This is a genomic window from Candidatus Poriferisodalis sp. (genome assembly GCF_965204195.1).
Lineage (GTDB): Bacteria > Actinomycetota > Acidimicrobiia > Acidimicrobiales > Poriferisodalaceae > Poriferisodalis.
This window is the reverse complement of sequence record NZ_OZ241975.1, coordinates 1,125,734-1,143,759: the sequence shown is the minus strand read 5'-3', so window position 1 is coordinate 1,143,759 and position 18,026 is coordinate 1,125,734. Positions and strand designations below refer to the sequence as shown.

Below are 18,026 nucleotides of genomic sequence, written 5' to 3'. Positions count from 1 at the left end.
CTCTGCTCCAACTGAAGGGAGTGCCATGTTAGGCACCTGCGCGAACGAGGTCGCGACCCCGTCGAGCACACGCTGCCACATGGACGGCTGCTGCACCGGCATCGGTCAGTGCAGCCGTTGCTGCCCGCAGCGTGGCCCCGGTGGTGACCACGTCGTCCACGAGCAGGATCCGGCGCCCGGCCGCACGGGCGCGTCCCTCGAAGCGAGGACCCGCCAACCGCGCCTCCCGGCTGGCGCCGGACTGCGCCCTCCCGCCGATCCGCCGCAGCAATCGCATCGGACGTGCCCTCAAGGCCTTGGCAGTAGCCCTGGCCAGCGTCTCAGCCTGATCAAACCCCCGCGCCCGCCGGTGCGCCGCGGTAGTAGGCGCCCACGTCACTGTGTCAATGGGCGCCGGCCCAGCCGGCGCGGTGTCAATCGGCGCCGCCTCCCCTCTGACGTCGAGGTGAGCAAGCGCCAGCGATTCCCCCAGCCAGCCGGCGATGGCCCGCTCGCCCCGGTACTTCAACGCATGAATGAACTCCCGCCCGACATCGTCGTGAGCGAACAGCAGCGCGACTGATTCCGCGCCTGGAACCGTCGCCGGCTCAGGATCACCGAGTGCCTCAATACACCCCGCACAAGGGCACCACCCCAACACCCCACACCCAGCACACCGAACCTCAAACAACACCCGCGCGACCGTAGAAGCAGCGTCGCGCGCCGCTGAAACGATTTCGTGTCTCAGTAGCGGTAGCGATCCGCCTTGTAGGGACCGTCCACGTCGAGACCGAGGTAAGAGGCTTGCCCCGGCGTCAACCGGGTGAGCTTCGCGCCGAGCCGGTCGAGATGCAGCCGAGCCACTTCCTCATCCAGCCGCTTGGGCAACACGTGGACATCAGCCTCCAGCTCCTCTGCATGGGCGTGCAGCTCGAGCTGAGCGAGCACCTGGTTCGTGAAGCTCATCGACATCACGAAGCTCGGATGCCCGGTCGCGCAGCCGAGGTTCACCAAGCGACCCTCGGCCAGCACGATCACCGAGTTCCCGCTGGGGAACACGAACTCGTCCACCTGCGGCTTGATCGAGCGGCGCTGGACATCGGACATCGCGGCCAGCCCCGCCATGTCGATCTCGTTGTCGAAGTGCCCGATGTTGGCCACGACCGCCTGGTGCTTCATGGCCGACATGTGCTCGGCCGAGATGATGTCGCGATTCCCCGTCGCCGTCACGTAGATGTCGGCGAAGTCGAGCACGTTCTCGAGCCGATCCACCTCGAAACCCTCCATGGCGGCTTGCAGCGCGTTGATCGGGTCGATCTCGGAGACGATGACCCGGCAGCCTTGGCCGCGCAGCGCCTGCGCGCACCCCTTGCCAACGTCGCCGTAGCCCGCCACGAAGGCCACCTTGCCGCCCAGCATCACGTCGGTGGCCCGGTTGATGCCGTCGATCAGGGAATGCCGGCAGCCGTAGAGATTGTCGAACTTCGACTTCGTCACCGAGTCGTTGACGCTGTAGGCCGGGAAGGTCAGCTCCCCGCGTGCTGCCATCTCGTAGAGCCGGTTGACGCCAGTGGTGGTTTCTTCGGAGACGCCTCGCAGACCCGTCGAGATCTCGGTCCACAGGCCGGGCTCGGTGCGCTGGATCTCGCCGAGCAGCTCGTGCACTGCCGCCTCGTCGGGCGATGCCACACCCGGGCCGTCGACTGGCAGGCTCGGCACGCCGCCCTGCGACTCGTAACGAGCCCCGAGGTGAACCATCAGCGTGGCATCGCCGCCGTCATCGACGATCAGCGTTGGGCCGGGCCCGTCGGGCCAACGGAGCGCACGGAAATTGCAACGCCAGTATTCGGCGAGCGTCTCGCCCTTCCACGCGAACACTGGCACGCCTTGCGGGCTGTCCACGGTGCCATCGCGCCCCACCACGACCGCAGCCGCGGCCTCGTCCTGGGTGGAGAAGATGTTGCAGGACGCCCAGCGCACCTGCGCGCCCAGGTCGACCAGCGTTTCGATCAGCACAGCGGTCTGCACTGTCATGTGCAGGGAACCCGTGATGCGCGCTCCTGCCAGCGGCCGGGAGTCGATGTGCTGTGCGCGCAGGGCCATCAGCCCGGGCATCTCGGTCTCGGCCAGCTCGATCTGGAGCCGTCCTGCAGCCGCCAAGCTCAGATCGGCTACCTCGAAATCATCGATCACGCTCGACATGCTGGAGCGTGCGCTAACTGGCGCACCTTCTCGTCGTACTGCCATTATCCCCCGCTCTTGTTCGCTGCGCTCACGGGCCGCTCGGGCCACAGCTTCGCCCTGCGCTTCCCGCTCTTGTTCGCTGCGCTCACGGGCCGCCTCGGGCCCGGGGCTCAGCCTCTTGCTCATGGGATCACCTCGTTCTTGGAGCGACAGCCTGCCGCCTCAGGCAAGGAATGCCTTCAGCTCTTCGAGCAGGGGGATCGGGCCAGGGTCACGCCGGGCGGCTGCGGCGACACGAAGGCTCAGCACGTCGACCTGGTAGATGAGGTCGAACAGCTGCGCCATGGCGCCATCGCCCGCCGCGTGCAGTTCGGCATGCGGCACAGCAATGCGGGCATCGTCGAAAACACCGCTGGCGAAGTCGTAACGGCGACCGAGCTGTGGATGCTCGAAGTCGTGACGCAGCGCGATCACCGCCAGCGGCGAGCCGTCGACCAAGCGACCGGCTTGGTCCCAGCCGGCCAATTCGTTGTGGCACAGCTCGGGCATGAAGCTGGCGAAGGCAGGAATCTTGGCGTTCTCGTTGATCTGGGCCTTGGCACGACCCGCAGCCACCGCACCGAGCGCACCGCCGCCATAGAAGACAGGAGTCAGTTCGCCGTTGCCCACCGCTCTCACGATGCTCTCGAGCGAATCTGCGCCGGCACCGGCGGCATCGCGACGTGCACGCAGTTGGGCTACCGCAGCGTCCACCCAACCGGCAACGCCCGACAGCAGACCGGCTCGTTCAAGTGCAACGAGCGGGGCGACAGAGATCGCGCCGACCGCGGCCCGCGGCATCGGGATCGCGCTGTCCACCTCGTAGAGCGGTGCAGCCCACTCGCCTGCCAGCTCGGTCAAGCGCCCGCCTGATGTGACGGCTATCACCGAAGCGCCCGCATCGTGCGCTGCCGTGGCCGCCTCGAGCGTCTCTTCGGTGTTGCCGCTGAACGAGACGGCGATGACGAGCGTGGTCGGGCCGACGAAAGCCGGGCACTCGTAACCCTTAACGACGGTGACCGGCACCGGCATCAGGGGGGCTGCGAGCGCCGAGACGATGTCACCGGCGACGCCGGAGCCGCCCATGCCCATGACCACGACATTGGCGATGCGGCTGCCGTCGACTGGCCCCTGTGTGGCCTCAGACGAGGCGAGCGCGGCTTCCATCTGTTCGGGTAGGTCAGCGACCGCTCGCGCCAAATCGAGAGAATCAACCGCAGCCTCAGCGGCGGTCATCGCTGAGGCGTCATCGTGCGGTGATGTCATGGCTCGAGAACAATTCGGCGACTGGCGGAACCCTCCGTTGCGTCACCTGTTGCTTCCCGCTCTTGTTCGCTGCGCTCACGGGCCGCTCGGGCCACGGCTTCGCCTGCCGGCTCAGCCTCTTGCGTCGGGGTGAGTTCGCCGTTCGCGATGCGGGCGTCAAGCGCCGCAGCAGTGGCCGGATCGGCATCGGTTGCCTCGTCGATCAGCAGCACCGGAATGCCGCCGTCGATGGCGTATGCCTTGCGCAGGCGCGGGTTGTACAGCAGCTCATCGTCGGGCACGAAGTACAGCGGCCCCTTGTCCTGCGGGCACGCCAGCACTTCCGCCAAGACCGGATCAAGACCCACGCGTACCTCCCTCGCGCGGCGCGACCTCGTCGTGGGGCGGCGTCTGCGCTTCCATGCGGCGATCATGCCAGCAACGTCGTGATCTCACTCACGCGCTCCGCTACTGCGGGAGCGTCAGGCGCCTCGAGATTCAGCCGCAGCAGCGGCTCGGTGTTGGAGGGTCGCAGGTTGAACCACCAGTCGCCCCCGTCGACCGTGAGGCCGTCGAGATGGTCTTGGGGGAACAGCGAGAAGTGCGCCCCGACCCGTCGCAGCACCTCGTCGACATCGGCGACACGGGTGTTGATCTCGCCCGAGGATGCATACCGGTCGAGCGGAGCCAGCAGCTCCGAGAGCGGCATCTGCGCGGCACTGAGTTGCTCGAGTGCGACGAGCGCCGCAATGAGGCCGGAATCGGCCCGGTAGTTGTCAGCGAAGTAGTAGTGACCACTGTGCTCGCCGCCGAAGGCGGCCCCGGTGCGTGCCATCTCTGCCTTGATGAAGCTGTGACCCACCCGGGTGCGCACCGGCCGGCCGCCCGCTTCGACGATCGCCTCGGGCACGGCGCGTGAGCAGATCAGGTTGTGCAGGATCGGGCCCGGCCCGCTGCGGCGCAGCATGGCCTGGGCCACCAGCGCCGTGAGCAACGACCCGCTGACCGCCCTGCCCCGCTCGTCCACGAGAAACACCCGGTCGGCATCGCCGTCGAATGCGAGGCCGACGTCGGCTCCGATGCCGCGCACGCGCTCGCTCAGATCGACCAGGTTCTCCGGTTGGATCGGGTCGGCCGGATGATTGGGAAAGGTGCCGTCGAGCTCGCCGTACATCAGCTCCCACTCGAACGGCAGCGGGCCGAAGACCGCCGGCACCACGAGGCCTCCCATGCCGTTCGCGGTGTCGGCCACGACGCGCAGGGACTCGAGCCCCGAGACATCGACGAACGAGCGGACATGGGCGGCGAACGTGTCGAGCAGATCGCGGCGGCTGAGCCGGCCGCCGCCAGGCGGCGACGAAGCGCCGCGTGCCGCACGCTCAGCGATCTCGTCGAGTCCGCTGCCCGCACCCACCGGCGCGGCACCCGGTCCGCACAGCTTGATGCCGTTGTAGGACGCCGGATTGTGCGACGCCGTCAGCATCGCACCCGGCATGGCCAAGTGGCCGGAGGCGAAGTAGAGCAGATCCGTGGAAGCCAGCCCGATGTCGATCACGTCGACGCCGACAGCTTGGACACCATCGGCGAACGCCTCAGCCAGCGAAACCCCGCTCGGGCGCATGTCGCGCGCCATGACGATCTGCGGCGCTGTCGACCACGCCGCAAAGGCGTAACCGATGCCGCGCGCCACTGTCGGGCTGAGCTCCTCAGGGCAAATACCACGTATGTCATATGCCTTGACAATGCCTGCCAAAACGCCAGTAGATACGGGATCGATTCGGGCCGCCATACGCCCGCAAAGCCTAAAAGACCGCGCAGCGGTGCGCGGCCCTCGCGGACAAGCCCCTTGCAAACTGCACCCTCGTTTCCCTAGGGTGGGAGCAGAGAGTGGGATGCGACCCTGCCTGAAGCAAGCGAGAGAGGCGATGACGAAGAGTAAATACCAGCCAACGGAACGGGAACAATTGGTGCTTGACGAGGTCGAGAACCCCAGGTACGACCGTCAAATTGTCAATGGTCTCGAACCCTTCATGAGTGGCTCCGCGCCTGATGATTTCCGCACTTTCTATACCGAGAAGGAGCTCAGCGACTTAGGCAAACTGCGCGGAACCGACCGTGATGTTGAAGTAAGAATGCCCGTCAAACTGACACGACATTATTTCGAAATGGCCAAGTCGAGCCCTGCACTTCAAAAGCTGGTCAAGGCATCGCCTGACGAAACTGTTGATCTTGAGGGTGATCCAGACCCAGCGAATCAACTTGACTACAGCCCCATCGAAGGATTGCTGCACAAGTATGAAATGGCGCTGCTGTATGTGATCTCAACCTGTTCGGCCCATTGCAGATTCTGTTATCGCGAGGAATTGATCGGCCGCAAGGAGATTGAACGCTCGGACGGCACAGTCAAGAAAAAGGGCCTCGCCCAAGTCGGTGAGATCACCGAGTACATCCAGACACACAATGCCGCTGTAGCAGCGAACGGGGGAACTCATCCGGAGACCGGCAGGCCGAAGCTGCGCGAGATTCTCCTGTCGGGCGGCGACCCCATGGTGCTGCCGAATTCCAAGCTGGCAGCTTGGTTCACCGCGTTGGCCGAAGCGGGCGCGGAAGCCATCCGGGTGGGCACCAAGGAGCTGGCGTTCTACCCGGACCGGTTCGACGACGCTTTCTTCGCGATGATCGACCGTTTCCATGAGGTGTATCCCGATGTCGCGATGCGGTTCATGATCCACTTCAACCATCCAGACGAGTTCCTATTGAAAGACGCCGACGGGCGCTATATCGCCGATGAGAAGGGATTCCTTCAGTGGCGTCCGAACACACGGCGGGCCGTCGATTCGCTGGTCGAACGCGGCTGGATCAGCGTCGAGAACCAGACTCCGATCATCGCTGGAGTCAACGACGACGCCGATGCACTGCGGGTCCTCCAGCGCACGCTCAAGGGCGTCGGCGTCGAGAACCACTACTTCTTCTGCGGACGGAACATCATTGCCTACAAGGCATTCAATGTGCCCATCGAAACCGCGTGGCAGCTCCTCAACGATTCGCAGCGCGGGCTGTCGGGAGTGGAGTCGCACGCCCGACTCACCATCGTGCACTACAAGGGCAAGACGGAAGTCTCAGCGGTGACCGATGAGCCGATCGCCGGTTTGCCGGGCGCCGAGAACGGCGTAGTGATCTTCAAGGTGCTGCGAAATCCCGCCCATGCGCCGGACCGGGGCAAGGTCACGATCGTCGGGCGGAATCCCGAAGCGCTGTGGTTCGACGAATACGAGGACCGGGTGCTGCTCGACGAAGCGGGCCTGTTCTCCCAGACGCGTCCCAGCGGCGTAACCATTCCGCGATCGCGATCACGGCACCATGCGTCGCCGAAGGGGCGCACGCCCCCTCAGGCACGGCCCGCCCCGCTCATGGCCGTCGTAGCGAGCAATGAGCGCAGGCCGCACCCCAAGAGCCCAGTCAGCGATCCCGCGCCTGCTGTACAAGACGCTCAAGCCTGAGTAGTCGCGCCCGCTGCGGCGGCGGCAGGAGGCACTCGAGGCGCGTCGTAGGCGCCAGCGGCGGCGCGGTGACGGATACGGCCGATGTCGGCCACAACTCTGAGCAACTGGGCAACCAGGCGGACGGTGGTATCGGCTGAGTGGTCCACGGTGACGGGCACCTCGGCGGCCGTCAGCTCGAGGTGCTCGACCAGGTAGAGCACCTCGACGTCGAAGGCGAACCCGTCAATGACAGAACGGCTGAAGATCTCCTGCGCGGCATCGGCGGTGAAGCCCTTGAAGCCACACTGCGTGTCTCGGTAGCGACGCAGGAGCACGAGGCGCGTGAAGGCGTTGAACATCCGGCTCGCGAACGCCCGGGCGGGCCGCGCCGGGTTGACCGTGCGGGCTTCGGCGTGGCGCCGGTTGCCGAGCGCGACATCGGCTCCGTCACGGAGCGCATCTATGAGCGAGGTGAGCTGCCCAGGCGGGTAGGCAAGGTCGACATCGGTGAACAGGCGCAGACGGCCGCTCGCCGCCAGCATCCCTGCGCGCACCGCTGCGCCCTTGCCTCGGTTGGTCTCCAGCGACACCACCACATCGGCCCCTGCTCGCCGGGCCGCCTCCGCTGTGCCATCGGTCGAACCGTCGTCAACCACCACGATCTCGAGTGGGCCATCCAGAGCTTCGTGGCCGCGCAGGGCCGCGCCGACCTCCGTGACGGCTGCGCCGACGAGGTGCGCTGCTTGGTAGGCCGGCAGCACGACCGAAACCGCCGTGTCCTGCGCGGGATCGGTGCCGGATGCTGGATCCACCCCCGGCGACTCGATTCCGGTGGGAGGTTGCATACGGGCCACTCGGGCGGGGGGCTCATCCTGCGGGCGACGGCGGTCGAAGCGCACCGGGGGCCGCACGGCGACGAGCGCGAGCGCTATCGCTCCGAGCACAGTTGCCAGCCAAGCCAGATACTCCACTCCGGTGGCGCCATAGGTCAGCTCGACTCGTTCGTCGGTAGGGATCACCACCATCCAGTTGGGTGTCACCCGGTACGGACCCTCGGCGCCGCGCACGGACCAGTTCGGAAAGTACGACACCTTCACCAGCACCGGAATGCCCGTCCGATCGACAGAGAACGACAGCCGCTGCCGACTCAACTCGGGGGGGCTGATCTGCACCGGAGGCAGGGCGCGCCTCGGTGCCGCGCTGAATCGCGTCAAGGACGCAGGCGGCGCGCCGTCTGGATTGGGGGGCGCCAGCAGCGACACCCTGGACCAGTGCTCTGGCCCGTCTGCTGCAATCGGCACCGCCCACACCGTCGGGTCGTTCCACCAGATTGCAGCCGGATCGGTCCACGCCCGTCCGGCCTGCGACACATCTTCGGCCACAGCTGGCTCGAACGGCAGCGGCGACACCAGATCGCTGTCGGCGACCAGGTAGATCGACCACGGCCCCGCCGTGGCAATGTGCTGCAGGTCAGCAGCGTTCTGCGCCGCGGCCGTGGCCTCGGAGCTGAAGGCCGCGTAGTAGCGCACGCCCGACATCTGCAGGTGGGGAACGCCCAAATCAAGGTTCAAGGCGTTGTAGGGCAAGCCGCGCATCGGACGCGACGGCGACGCCGACAGCTCCGACTGCATGAGGAAATGGAACGGCACCGTGGCCGACGACTCGAAGTAGAGGCCCTCCATGGAGGCGATGCAGCCGTCCGTCCAGCGCGGCAACAGCATCGGGGCCATCGGCGTGCCGTACGCGCCGATGACGTCTCGGTCGTACTCCCAGAGCAAGCGCCCGCAGTCGTACGCAGGTGTGTTGCCGATGTCGCGCATGACATTGACGAACTCTTGGAGTTCGGGCCATGCAGGACGCCCCTCGTAGCCGCGGAAGTTCCAGCGCGCCCAGCCGGACACGAAATTGCGGTCGTCCGACGACACCGTCAATGGGCCCCAGCGGTATGCGCCATCGGCGTCGAACCTGCCGCCGGGAAGATCACCGGATTGCAGCGCCAGCAAGCCTGCCGCGGCCGCCAGAGCGACCGCTGGCACGAACACCCGCACCGGGAGCGGCAGAGCACGCCCATCGTGCCCGCCCGCCGCCAGCGCGGCAGAGGCCGCCCCAGTCGCCGCCGGTGCACCGTCCACCGAAGGGTCGGTAGGCCGGGTACCCAGCGCTGAGGCACCCACGGTCGGGGCATCTGCACCCGGAGCGCCCGCAGCGGGCGGGTCGCGACGGGTCAGAGCCTCAATGAGCAGCCAGAGGCCCATCGCCGCCAGCACGTACACCGCCAGGTACCAGAACGGCAGGATGCGTGCGTTCCACAGCCGGTGCTGGGGCCAGTGGACAAATCCCATGGCCATCGTGAAGGCGATGACCGTCCACGTCAGCGCCGGGCGGTACCAGCGTGCGAGACCGACGACGGCCCCGACGCCCGCGAGCACGAGCAGCCAGGTGATGCTGTGGTGTGCCCCGTCACCGCTGATGTCGTCGGTGAAGAACAGGTGCTCACGCACCGCGGTGAGCCGCTCCCAGCCCATGTCGTTGAGGTATGCCCGCCGGGCAGCGAACGGCACCGTCCAGAATGCCGACAGCGCGCCGCCGATGATGCCGATGACCAGTGCGTGCCACGATCGGCGCCACTCCATCGCCACGAGCACCGCAATGGCCCCCGCAGGCACCGCCAGGCGAGCCAGTGGAGACTCGGCGAGGTTCCAGACGGCGGCCCACAGCATGATCGCCGCGATGGACGCACCCAGCGCCGGGATCCGGCCGATGCGGCCAGGCAGCGCGTGAAGGCCGCGTACGGCCACCATCAGGATGCTGGCGGTGACCGCGAACGCCAGCGGGATGGGATGGCACAGGGCCACGAACGCCAGCACCAGGCTCGCCCGTGCCCGCCCTGTCCCCCGTTCCAGCGAGCGCCAGAACATGCCGAGGTACACGAGCGTCGCCGACAGCGCGATCGAGAACGCGAACTCCCCTGCCAGCGTAGAGGCGGCATTCCCGCCGTAGATCGTGAAGTTGACATCGAAGACGAACAGCAGCAACGCAGCGGGCAGCAGCATCCGCAGTGGCTGTGCCCAGCCGGCCAGCCGACCCATGAGCCAGGCAGCGGCTGGTATCGACACGACGCCGCTGATCGCCACCAGCTTGAACGCCACGCCGTAGGGCAGCACCACGTCCGCCGCCACGATCATCAGGTACGGCAGCACCATGTAGAACTGCATGGCTGGCATGCCCGCGTACCACTCCGGCGACCAGCCGCGCAGCGAGCCGGCCGGCAGAAGTTCGTCGCGCAAGAACGCCGGACCCCAGACGTGGGCGCCCATATCACCGCCGGTCGGCGTCGACGCCGACACGATGCCGCCCGGGTCGAGCCACGCCACCACTGCCACGCAGCTCGCCACGACCACCGCCGCTTCGACCCACGCTCGCAGCACCGACCCCGTGCCAGGGGGGCGCGTGGTCAGTGCGGCCACCCGCGCAGGCTAGAGGCCGGGGGGAGAGGCGACGACGCGGACCGCCCAACAGAGGTCCGGGACTGCCAAGCCCCGTGTTCCCCGCTCTTGTTCCCGAGTCCCAGTGTGACTGTGCTCACGGGCCGCTCGGGCCGCGGCATCGCCGCATAGCGGCTCAGCCTCTTAGCATGAACCCATGGCATCTGAGGTGCCCTCGGGCGAGCGGCACTCCCGCGCGCGCAAGCCGCGCGCCAGCGAGCCTCCCGACGCGCCAGCCGACGACGCCCCGAACGACGGGCCACGGCACAGCGGCTCGTCCCCGGCGGGCTCCGAAGCCCGCCGGCGCAGCGAGCGCTGGCCACGCTGGTCGATCTGGCTGCTCGCCATGGTGCTGCTGTCGGTGATGTTCCTGCCCGGGCTCTTGCGCAACGACGGCGGCGAACCCATCGACTACAGCGCGCTCATCGCGGAGGTGTCGTCGGGCACCGTCAGCAGCGTCACGGTCACCAACGGCACCGGCGCGATCACCGGCGAATACACCGACGGCACCCGGTTCTCCTCCGAGGGACCTGTAGAGCTTCCCGAAACCGATCTGGCCTTGCTGCGAGAGCGCGAGGTGACCATCGAGTTCCATACCGACCGGCCCAACCTGCTCGTCAGCCTGCTGCCGTTCCTGCTGCCGTTCGGCTTGATCTTCCTGCTGTTCTGGTGGATGCAACGGCGGGCACAGGGCCAGATGTCGGGGATCATGTCGATCGGCCGGAGCAAAGCCAAGACCTACACCACCGAGCGGCCCTCCACGAAGTTCGAAGACATCGCCGGCTACGACGGCGTCAAACAGGAGATCACCGAGGTCGTCGACTTCCTGAGAACGCCCGAACGCTTCACGGCGATCGGCGCCAAGGTTCCCAAGGGAGTGCTGCTGGTGGGCCCGCCGGGCACCGGCAAGACGCTCATTGCCAGGGCAGTGGCCGGGGAGGCCGGTGTGCCCTTCCTGTCGGTGACCGGCTCGGATTTCATGGAGATGTTCGTGGGTGTCGGCGCCAGCCGCGTGCGGGACCTGTTCCAGAGTGCACGCAAGCTGGGGCGGGCGATCATCTTCATCGACGAGATCGACTCGATCGGCCGCAAGCGAGGAGCGGGTCTCGGCGGCGGCCACGACGAGCGCGAGCAGACGCTCAACCAGATGCTGGCGGAGATGGACGGCTTCGAGGAGAGCGGCGGCATCGTGATGATGGCGGCCACCAACCGGCCCGACATCTTGGATCCCGCTCTGCTGCGGCCCGGCCGGTTCGACCGCCAAGTGGTGGTGCCGCTGCCGGAGTTCTCCGAGCGCCTCGCCATCCTGGAGGTGCACTCCAAGGACAAGAAGACCGACCCCGACGTGCAGTTCGACACCTTGGCGAAGGGCACGCCCGGCATGAGCGGCGCCGACCTGGCGAACCTGGTCAACGAGGCGGCCCTGCACGCTGTGCGTCGCGACTCAGAATCGATCGCCCAGGCAGACTTCGAGGCAGCGCGCGACCGGGTGCTGATGGGCCAGCGCCGCGAGTCGGTGGCGCTGACCGAGCGGGAGCGAGAAGTCACCGCCTACCACGAAGGCGGGCATGCGCTCATCGCCACCCTGTTCCCGCACGCCGACCCTGTCCACAAGGTGACGATCCTGCCGACCGGTCAGGCGCTCGGCGTCACCATGCAGCTGCCCGAGGAACGCCACGCCTACAGCCAGGAGTACATCGAGGACCGTCTGGCTGTGCTGTTCGGCGGTCGCATGGCAGAGGAAACCGTGTTCGGCGTGACCTCGACCGGGGCGGCGAATGACCTCGTGCAGGGCACCGAGCTGGCGCGCAAGATGGTCTCTGAGTGGGGCATGAGCGACCGGGTGGGGCCCATGGCCTGGGGGTCGCACGCGCAGGTCTTCCTCGGCGAAGACCTGGTGTCGGGACGCGACTACTCCGACGAGACCGCCCGAGTCATCGACGAGGAAGTCGAGCGGATCCTGCGCACACAGCAGGACCGAGCACGCAGTGCGCTGGTCGAGAATCGGGCGGCGCTGGACCGGATTGCAGCGGCCCTGCTCGAGCACGAGACCATCACCGGCGAGCAGATCACCGCACTCGTGGCTGGCTAATTCTGAGGGGGCTCGACGCGGGGCACGACCTGCGCCAGCGCCGCGGCCAACCCGGACAGATCGACGCTGCCGACCCAACCGTCCACCACGCGCCCGTCGACTTCGGTCACCACCGTGGTCGGCACAGTGTCGATGCCGTGCTGGCGATGCACCTCTCGCTCGGCACCGAACGGCACTTCGGCGACGGGCAGGCCAGCACCAGCGGGACCCCGCACCACCGCGAGCGCCGCATGGCAAGTGCGGCATGTCTCTTCGGTGAAGACAACCAGCGCCGGGCCTTCGGGTATGCCCACCGCCACGAGGTCGACGGCAGGGGGCAGTTCTGACCTCGGCACCGCCGTAGCCGATGCACTGCGGCGGCGCTGGGCGAGTGTCGCAATTGCGATCGCGACCACGATCAGGGCTGCGGCGATGACGAGACGCTCCATCAGCCGCTCACCCAGGCCACCGGATGCGCCACGCTCAGGCCTGCATCGGACACTCGTGCCTGCCACAGCAGCGCCGCGAACGGCGTGTCGGACACGAGGAGGCGGGCTGTGCCGCTCGCCAACCGGTGAGTGACCACGCCCGATGCGGGCACGTCGATGACCGCGACCGTTTCTCGGCCCAGCGTTGCGACCACCACCCGGCCGTCGCCGCCTGCCGAGACAGCTGAAGCGTCGCCATCGGAGGCATCGGTGTCGGACGGCGCGAACGGGTCCGTCATGATCGTCACAAATGCCTCGCCACCGGATTGCGGCGCAATGACGACCAGCCACCGGTCACCGGTCTGGACGACGCCCGGCACGAACGCCAAGCCCGACCGCGCTCGCAGCACTGGCGGGTGGGCCTCGACTGCCGGCTCATCGACGGCTCCGTCAGCGCTGCCGGATGCGGCGGCGCCCGTTGAGCCGCCTGCCTGGGCAACCACCGTGACGGATTCGGCCTCCGGCTCGACTGCGGAGGCAGGTTCCGGGTCGGCCGTGATGTCGGTGAGCGGACTCGCCGCGCTGCCGACCAGCGTTTCTGCCCATACGACGATGGGAATGTCATTCTGCGACGCCACCGACACGCCGAAGGGGACTCCGGGAGCGGCGAGGAGCGTTTCCAGTCCCGGTGCCAGCTCACCGGGCGAGGCGACCTTCAACTCCATGACGTCATGCGATGCCACGGCGAAGGCCAGGCGGTCACTGAGCGGGTCGTCGGACACGATCGACGCCGTGACTTCCGCCACATCGTCGGACGGGTTGAAGACCCGCACCCACAACCGCGTGCCATCGTCGATGCCGGGGACCGGTACGAGCCAGCGCTCGCCGGTGGCCACTGACGCCAATTCCGCGGCCAAGCCGCGGCGGCCGACGCTCCCGTCGTACGCCAGGAACGAGTCCACGGCGATGCGCCCGGCGCGGGCCCGGACAGATGCCGCCACGACATCTCGACGGCGCGCATGCTCGCCGATGTCAACGGCGACAGTGCTCCACGCCGGCACCACGACCCCGGTCAACTCCGGCGCCACAAACGGGCCGAACTCTGCTTCGGAAGCAAACGTGACATCGACGATTGCATCGCGGGGCAGTGGATTCATGATGGCCAGCACCGCCAGCGCGTCGGTCTGCGTATCGCCGACGGGCACGTACCAATCCGGAGCGAGCGCGCTCGAACAGCGAGCCTCGTCGATGCCGAGCGGCGAGACAAACCTGCGCGTCACTGCCAGCCCGCCCGACGAAGCCTCCACCAGGGCGCCGATGACCTCATCACGCACGTAGTCAGAGGTGCTGACTACCCCGGTGCTATGCGGCGCAACGTCGGCCATCACATACTGCCGACCCGTTGTGCGTCCACGGAACTCGACCGACACCGATGCCGCCTCGGCCGTCATGTTCGTGAGCAGCACCTCTGTGGTGACCTCTCCGAAGCTCTGAACTGGTCCACGCATGCCGACGAGCGGGCAGAACCAACTCGATGTCAGCGCATCGGGGGGTGGCACCGCGATCTGTGCCTGCGCCTGCGGGCCTTCGACCGCAACAGAGGTAGGTGCCCGGTCGTCACGAGTGTCGATCACCAGCGCTGCCGCCAGCGCCAGCGGGATCAGCAGCCGGGGCAGCCACCTGATGGCGGCCATCATCGCACTGCCCTCATGAGTCCACCGCCGTGCCGCCAGGCACGCCGCGCCGCTGCGACCCCCGCACTGCCCTCATGAGTCCACCGCCGTGCCGCCAGGCACGCCGCGCCGCTGCGACCCCCGCACTGCCCTCTTCATGAGCCTGGAGATTCGGTCGGCGAGCGGGGTGGGCTGGCCGATTGCCACCCAGATCAACGCCAGCAAGATCAGCACCTGCGCAGCAATCCGGTTGGACACCGCGGCCGAACGCTCGAAGCGCAGCTCAGCCTGGCCAGCTTGGGGCGGATCGAATCGCATCGCCCAGCCCAGCGCAGGTGCTGGCTCGACTGCCGTAGGGCCCGCATTGTCTGCGTTGCCCGCATTGCCGATATGGAGTCGCCAGCCCGGATCGTAGGACTCGGCGACCAGCAACGTGCCGGTACCCACCGGTCCGAACTGGCTCGTCGCCGACCGGTAATCCGTGAGCACGCCGATGCCGTCGGTCAAGTCGCTCACCACGAGATCCACCGGGTCCGCGGCGAAGTCGGCCTGGATCGGCCGGGAGAACTGTGACCGCGACGACCACCACGCCTCGTTGCGGAACACCTGCACCGAGGGGTCCGCCGCCAGCGGGCGCAGATCGATCTGCGAGGCGAGCGCCTCGGAGACCGCCGCGGACACCGGTCGGTCCCAGCCCTCGGTGTACGACGGTCCAGAGCGTTCCACTACCACGACATACCTGACGCCGAAGGAACCCAGCAGCCGTCCCAATCGCAGCGTGTCGCCCGCCAGCCCCATCCGTACGGCACTTTCCAGGCGTTCATCGCCGGGTGCCTGCGGTGTGGCCCACGAGTGCCGGATGTCGGGATACCCCCGCACCGACACCCCCATGGCGAGTCCCTCCACGCCGAGGTCAGTGCCGCGCAACGGCAGGACCTCGGGGGCGCCGAGCCAGAGCACCCGGTAGTCAGGCCCGACGTCCCGGTCATCGACCAGCCCCAGCGGGACCCGGTGGTCGAAGCTCGGCGCCGACCAATCGCCGTCGATCGACGCCCATGCAGTCGGGAGCACCATGGCACCCACCGCGATGCCGCTCAGCAAGACCATGGCACTGCGGATCCGGGGCGGCGCGACTCCATCCGCGGTCGCCAGCGCTGCGGGCCCTGCTGCGGCGGCCCAGCACAGGCCGACGGCCCCGAATACCAGGGACACTTCGGCGAGCGAGAGCCCCGGCGTTGCGCCGCTGATCAGCTCGTCGGCCCAGCCGGCCACGACGATCCATGCGAACGCGAAGCCAGCCAGCGCTACCAGCCAGCCGCGCACCGCCAACCACAGCCGGCCCCCGCTCCCCACCAGCAGCGGCACGATCGCAGCAACCAGCAGACCCCAACTGAGCGGCAGGTTGCCGAGCGGGCCGGTCTGGAACCGCAACAGCTCTGCCAGCGACGACGGTGTCGACGAGGTGGGGCCGCCGAGCGAAACGTCAACCAAGGCACGCAATGAACCGAACTCGAACAGCCAGGGAAGATGCGCCACCGCCGCAAGCACCACGGCCACAGTCACCCGCAGCAATCCGGCGATCGGCGCACCGAGCGGTTCGCGGCGCGCCCCACGGCGCACCAGCTCGACAATGGTGAGCGTCACCCCCGCCGCGGCGGCCAGCACGACGATGAACGGCTCGAAGGCCGCCGCAACAGCAAGGAGCAAAGCGAGCGAAGCCAGCCTGGCGGCGGTGCCACGCCGAGAGCCGTCGCGTGGCAGACGAGCAGCCGAAGTGCCCACCAGGCGGCTGGTGAGCAGCACGATCGCAGGTGCAGTTCCGTATGCCAGCAGCACGTCCCAGCGGCCGGCCGCCAGCGCGTTGTACGGCAACGGGCACACGGCGTAGAGCACGAGGGCGACCAGCCGGCCATTGCGGCTCGGCCCGTCTCCACTCGAACCAGTGGCGCACAACCGCCAGATGCCGACGGGGCCCGCGAGCACGAGGCCCCAGATGGCGATGTTCCTCAGAAACCCGACAGCTCCAAGCAGCACAGCACCAGCGAGGCCCAGCAAGCCCATCGCGGGAGGGCCGAGGCCGGCTGCACCGACCCCGCTGTCACGCCAGCCATCGAGGTACGCCCCGAGCATCGTGCCGACATCGGGGAAGTGGGCGAACTGGCCGTATGTCCCGATGCCGCCGGTGAGCAGGTGGCGTGAGCCGAAGGCAATCAGCCCGAGCACCGCCAGCCAGACCACCCACACCGTCCGGTGCGCATTGCGTCGCCAGGTGCCCAGGATGCTCTCGTCGATCGTGGTCCGTGCCGCCAGCCCGCCTTCAGGACTCAGGCGATAGCGGAACCAGTCGGCGACACGTACCGAACCGCCCTGCTGCAATCGGCGCAGATCGGCATCTCGCACCCGCCGGTAGCGCTTGGCAGCTCCACGCAGTGCGAACGTGCCACCGAGGTGGCGCGCGTTCCACAACCATGCCAGTGCCACGTCAGAGGCCTGAGCGAACCGCCCGCGCAGAGCGGCCAGCAGCACTTCGCCCACAGCCAGCACTGCTGCAAGAACCACCGCAGGCAGCAGGTGCACCCACCCGTAGCACTTCGCCATGGTGCGCAGCCGGGCTCGATGCTCATGCTGGCGCGCCGAGGGCCCGTGAGCGGCCGGCGCCGTATCGGGAAGCACCGTCCCGGTTGCAGACGGCACCACCCGGACACGCGCACCCGAGAGCTGGATCCGCCAGCAGAGATCGACAACGGCGCCGTCGCCTTCGAGCGCTGGATCGAAGCCGTCGACGATGCGGAAGATGTCCTCCCGCACCAGCATCGCCTCAGTGGGAGCCACGAACAGATCGCGGGCCTCATCGTGCTGTTCTTGGTCGAGTTCGTCCTGGCCGGCGACGGGAATCCGGACCCCGAGCCGATCAGCGGTGCCGCCAAGATCGCGCAGCGTCAGACCGTCGCTGGCGTCGAGCAGCTTGGGACCGGCGACGCCGACGATCCGGCCGGGGACGTTCTCGGCATCGTCGACGAGAATGCTGATGGCATCGGGCGCCAGCGCGACGCGATCGGACAGGAAGAGGAGGTAGTCGGCCCCCCGGACCAGCGATGCTCCCCGGTTGTTGACAGCGCCCATCCGCCCGCGCTGCGCCCCACGGCCTCGACTCCTACGAGACGACACGGGATCCGCCACAGCGGCGGTGGGAAGCAGCTCTCGGACCCGAAGCCCCTGCTCCCCTTCGGCATCGCACAGCACCAGCACCGCGAGCCGCGGGTAGTCCTGCGCGGCGAGCGCCCGCAGGGTGGACTCGGTATCGGACCACCGCGAGCCCGTCGTGACGATGGCAGCAACCGCAGGCGGAGGCGCCAGAACGGCTGGTTCCGCCTCAGCGGATGGCGACAGCTCCTCCGATGGCGGCGAACTCACGGCCAGGTCACTCCGCGCTCAGTCTC

10 protein-coding genes and 1 pseudogene are annotated in these 18,026 nt (G+C 67.9%); 2 read left to right on the top strand and 9 right to left on the bottom strand.

Translation table 11 applies throughout. The features are described 5' to 3' along the window. Window positions 1-28 precede the first annotated feature (28 nt). The 5 genes and pseudogenes from ACOGI8_RS05095 to manB all read right to left on the bottom strand — a co-directional run bounded on the left by ACOGI8_RS05095 (window position 29) and on the right by manB (window position 5,236). Window positions 29-277, bottom strand: coding sequence for a phosphoribosyltransferase family protein (locus ACOGI8_RS05095; protein WP_419855806.1), 249 nt, complete (start codon window positions 275-277; stop codon window positions 29-31). 446 nt (window positions 278-723) lie between these two features. Then, entirely contained in the window at window positions 724-2,181 is a 1,458-nt protein-coding gene (ahcY, locus tag ACOGI8_RS05090; RefSeq protein WP_419856366.1) for an adenosylhomocysteinase, read from the bottom strand. Window positions 2,182-2,385: 204 nt separating this feature from the next. Beyond that, window positions 2,386-3,468: an SIS domain-containing protein gene (locus ACOGI8_RS05085; RefSeq protein WP_419855805.1), complete on the bottom strand. Its 1,083-nt coding sequence runs from the start codon at window positions 3,466-3,468 to the stop codon at window positions 2,386-2,388. A 143-nt stretch (window positions 3,469-3,611) separates the two neighbouring features. Further along, a pseudogene (locus tag ACOGI8_RS05080) lies at window positions 3,612-3,815 on the bottom strand (Trm112 family protein); the annotation flags it as partial. A 62-nt stretch (window positions 3,816-3,877) separates the two neighbouring features. After that, window positions 3,878-5,236 (bottom strand): phosphomannomutase/phosphoglucomutase, encoded by a 1,359-nt coding sequence (gene manB, locus ACOGI8_RS05075; RefSeq protein WP_419855804.1) that lies wholly within the window; start codon window positions 5,234-5,236, stop codon window positions 3,878-3,880. A gap of 136 nt (window positions 5,237-5,372) precedes the next feature. On the opposite strand from manB, the gene ACOGI8_RS05070 reads away from it, so the two are divergent. After that, entirely contained in the window at window positions 5,373-6,947 is a 1,575-nt protein-coding gene (locus ACOGI8_RS05070) for a KamA family radical SAM protein (protein WP_419855803.1), read from the top strand. Here the strand turns inward: ACOGI8_RS05070 and ACOGI8_RS05065 are convergent. Then, entirely contained in the window at window positions 6,938-10,396 is a 3,459-nt protein-coding gene (locus ACOGI8_RS05065; protein WP_419855802.1) for a glycosyltransferase, read from the bottom strand. The two genes, ACOGI8_RS05070 and ACOGI8_RS05065, sit on opposite strands and share 10 nt — an antisense overlap. A 175-nt stretch (window positions 10,397-10,571) precedes the next feature. Here ACOGI8_RS05065 and ftsH point away from each other — a divergent pair, with 175 nt between their 5' ends. Continuing rightward, the gene (gene ftsH, locus ACOGI8_RS05060; RefSeq protein WP_419855801.1) at window positions 10,572-12,506 is read left to right on the top strand and encodes an ATP-dependent zinc metalloprotease FtsH; all 1,935 of its coding nucleotides are present in this window, start codon (window positions 10,572-10,574) and stop codon (window positions 12,504-12,506) included. Here the strand turns inward: ftsH and ACOGI8_RS05055 are convergent. The 3 genes from ACOGI8_RS05055 to ACOGI8_RS05045 all read right to left on the bottom strand — a co-directional run bounded on the left by ACOGI8_RS05055 (window position 12,503) and on the right by ACOGI8_RS05045 (window position 18,000). After that, window positions 12,503-12,934, bottom strand: a complete 432-nt coding sequence (locus ACOGI8_RS05055) for a hypothetical protein (RefSeq protein ID WP_419855800.1) — start codon at window positions 12,932-12,934, stop codon at window positions 12,503-12,505. The two genes, ftsH and ACOGI8_RS05055, sit on opposite strands and share 4 nt — an antisense overlap. After that, entirely contained in the window at window positions 12,934-14,610 is a 1,677-nt protein-coding gene (locus ACOGI8_RS05050; protein ID WP_419855799.1) for a hypothetical protein, read from the bottom strand. Before ACOGI8_RS05050 ends, ACOGI8_RS05055 begins: the two co-directional genes overlap by 1 nt. A gap of 69 nt (window positions 14,611-14,679) precedes the next feature. Continuing rightward, window positions 14,680-18,000, bottom strand: a complete 3,321-nt coding sequence (locus ACOGI8_RS05045) for a glycosyltransferase family 2 protein (protein ID WP_419855798.1) — start codon at window positions 17,998-18,000, stop codon at window positions 14,680-14,682. Window positions 18,001-18,026: the final 26 nt, after the last annotated feature.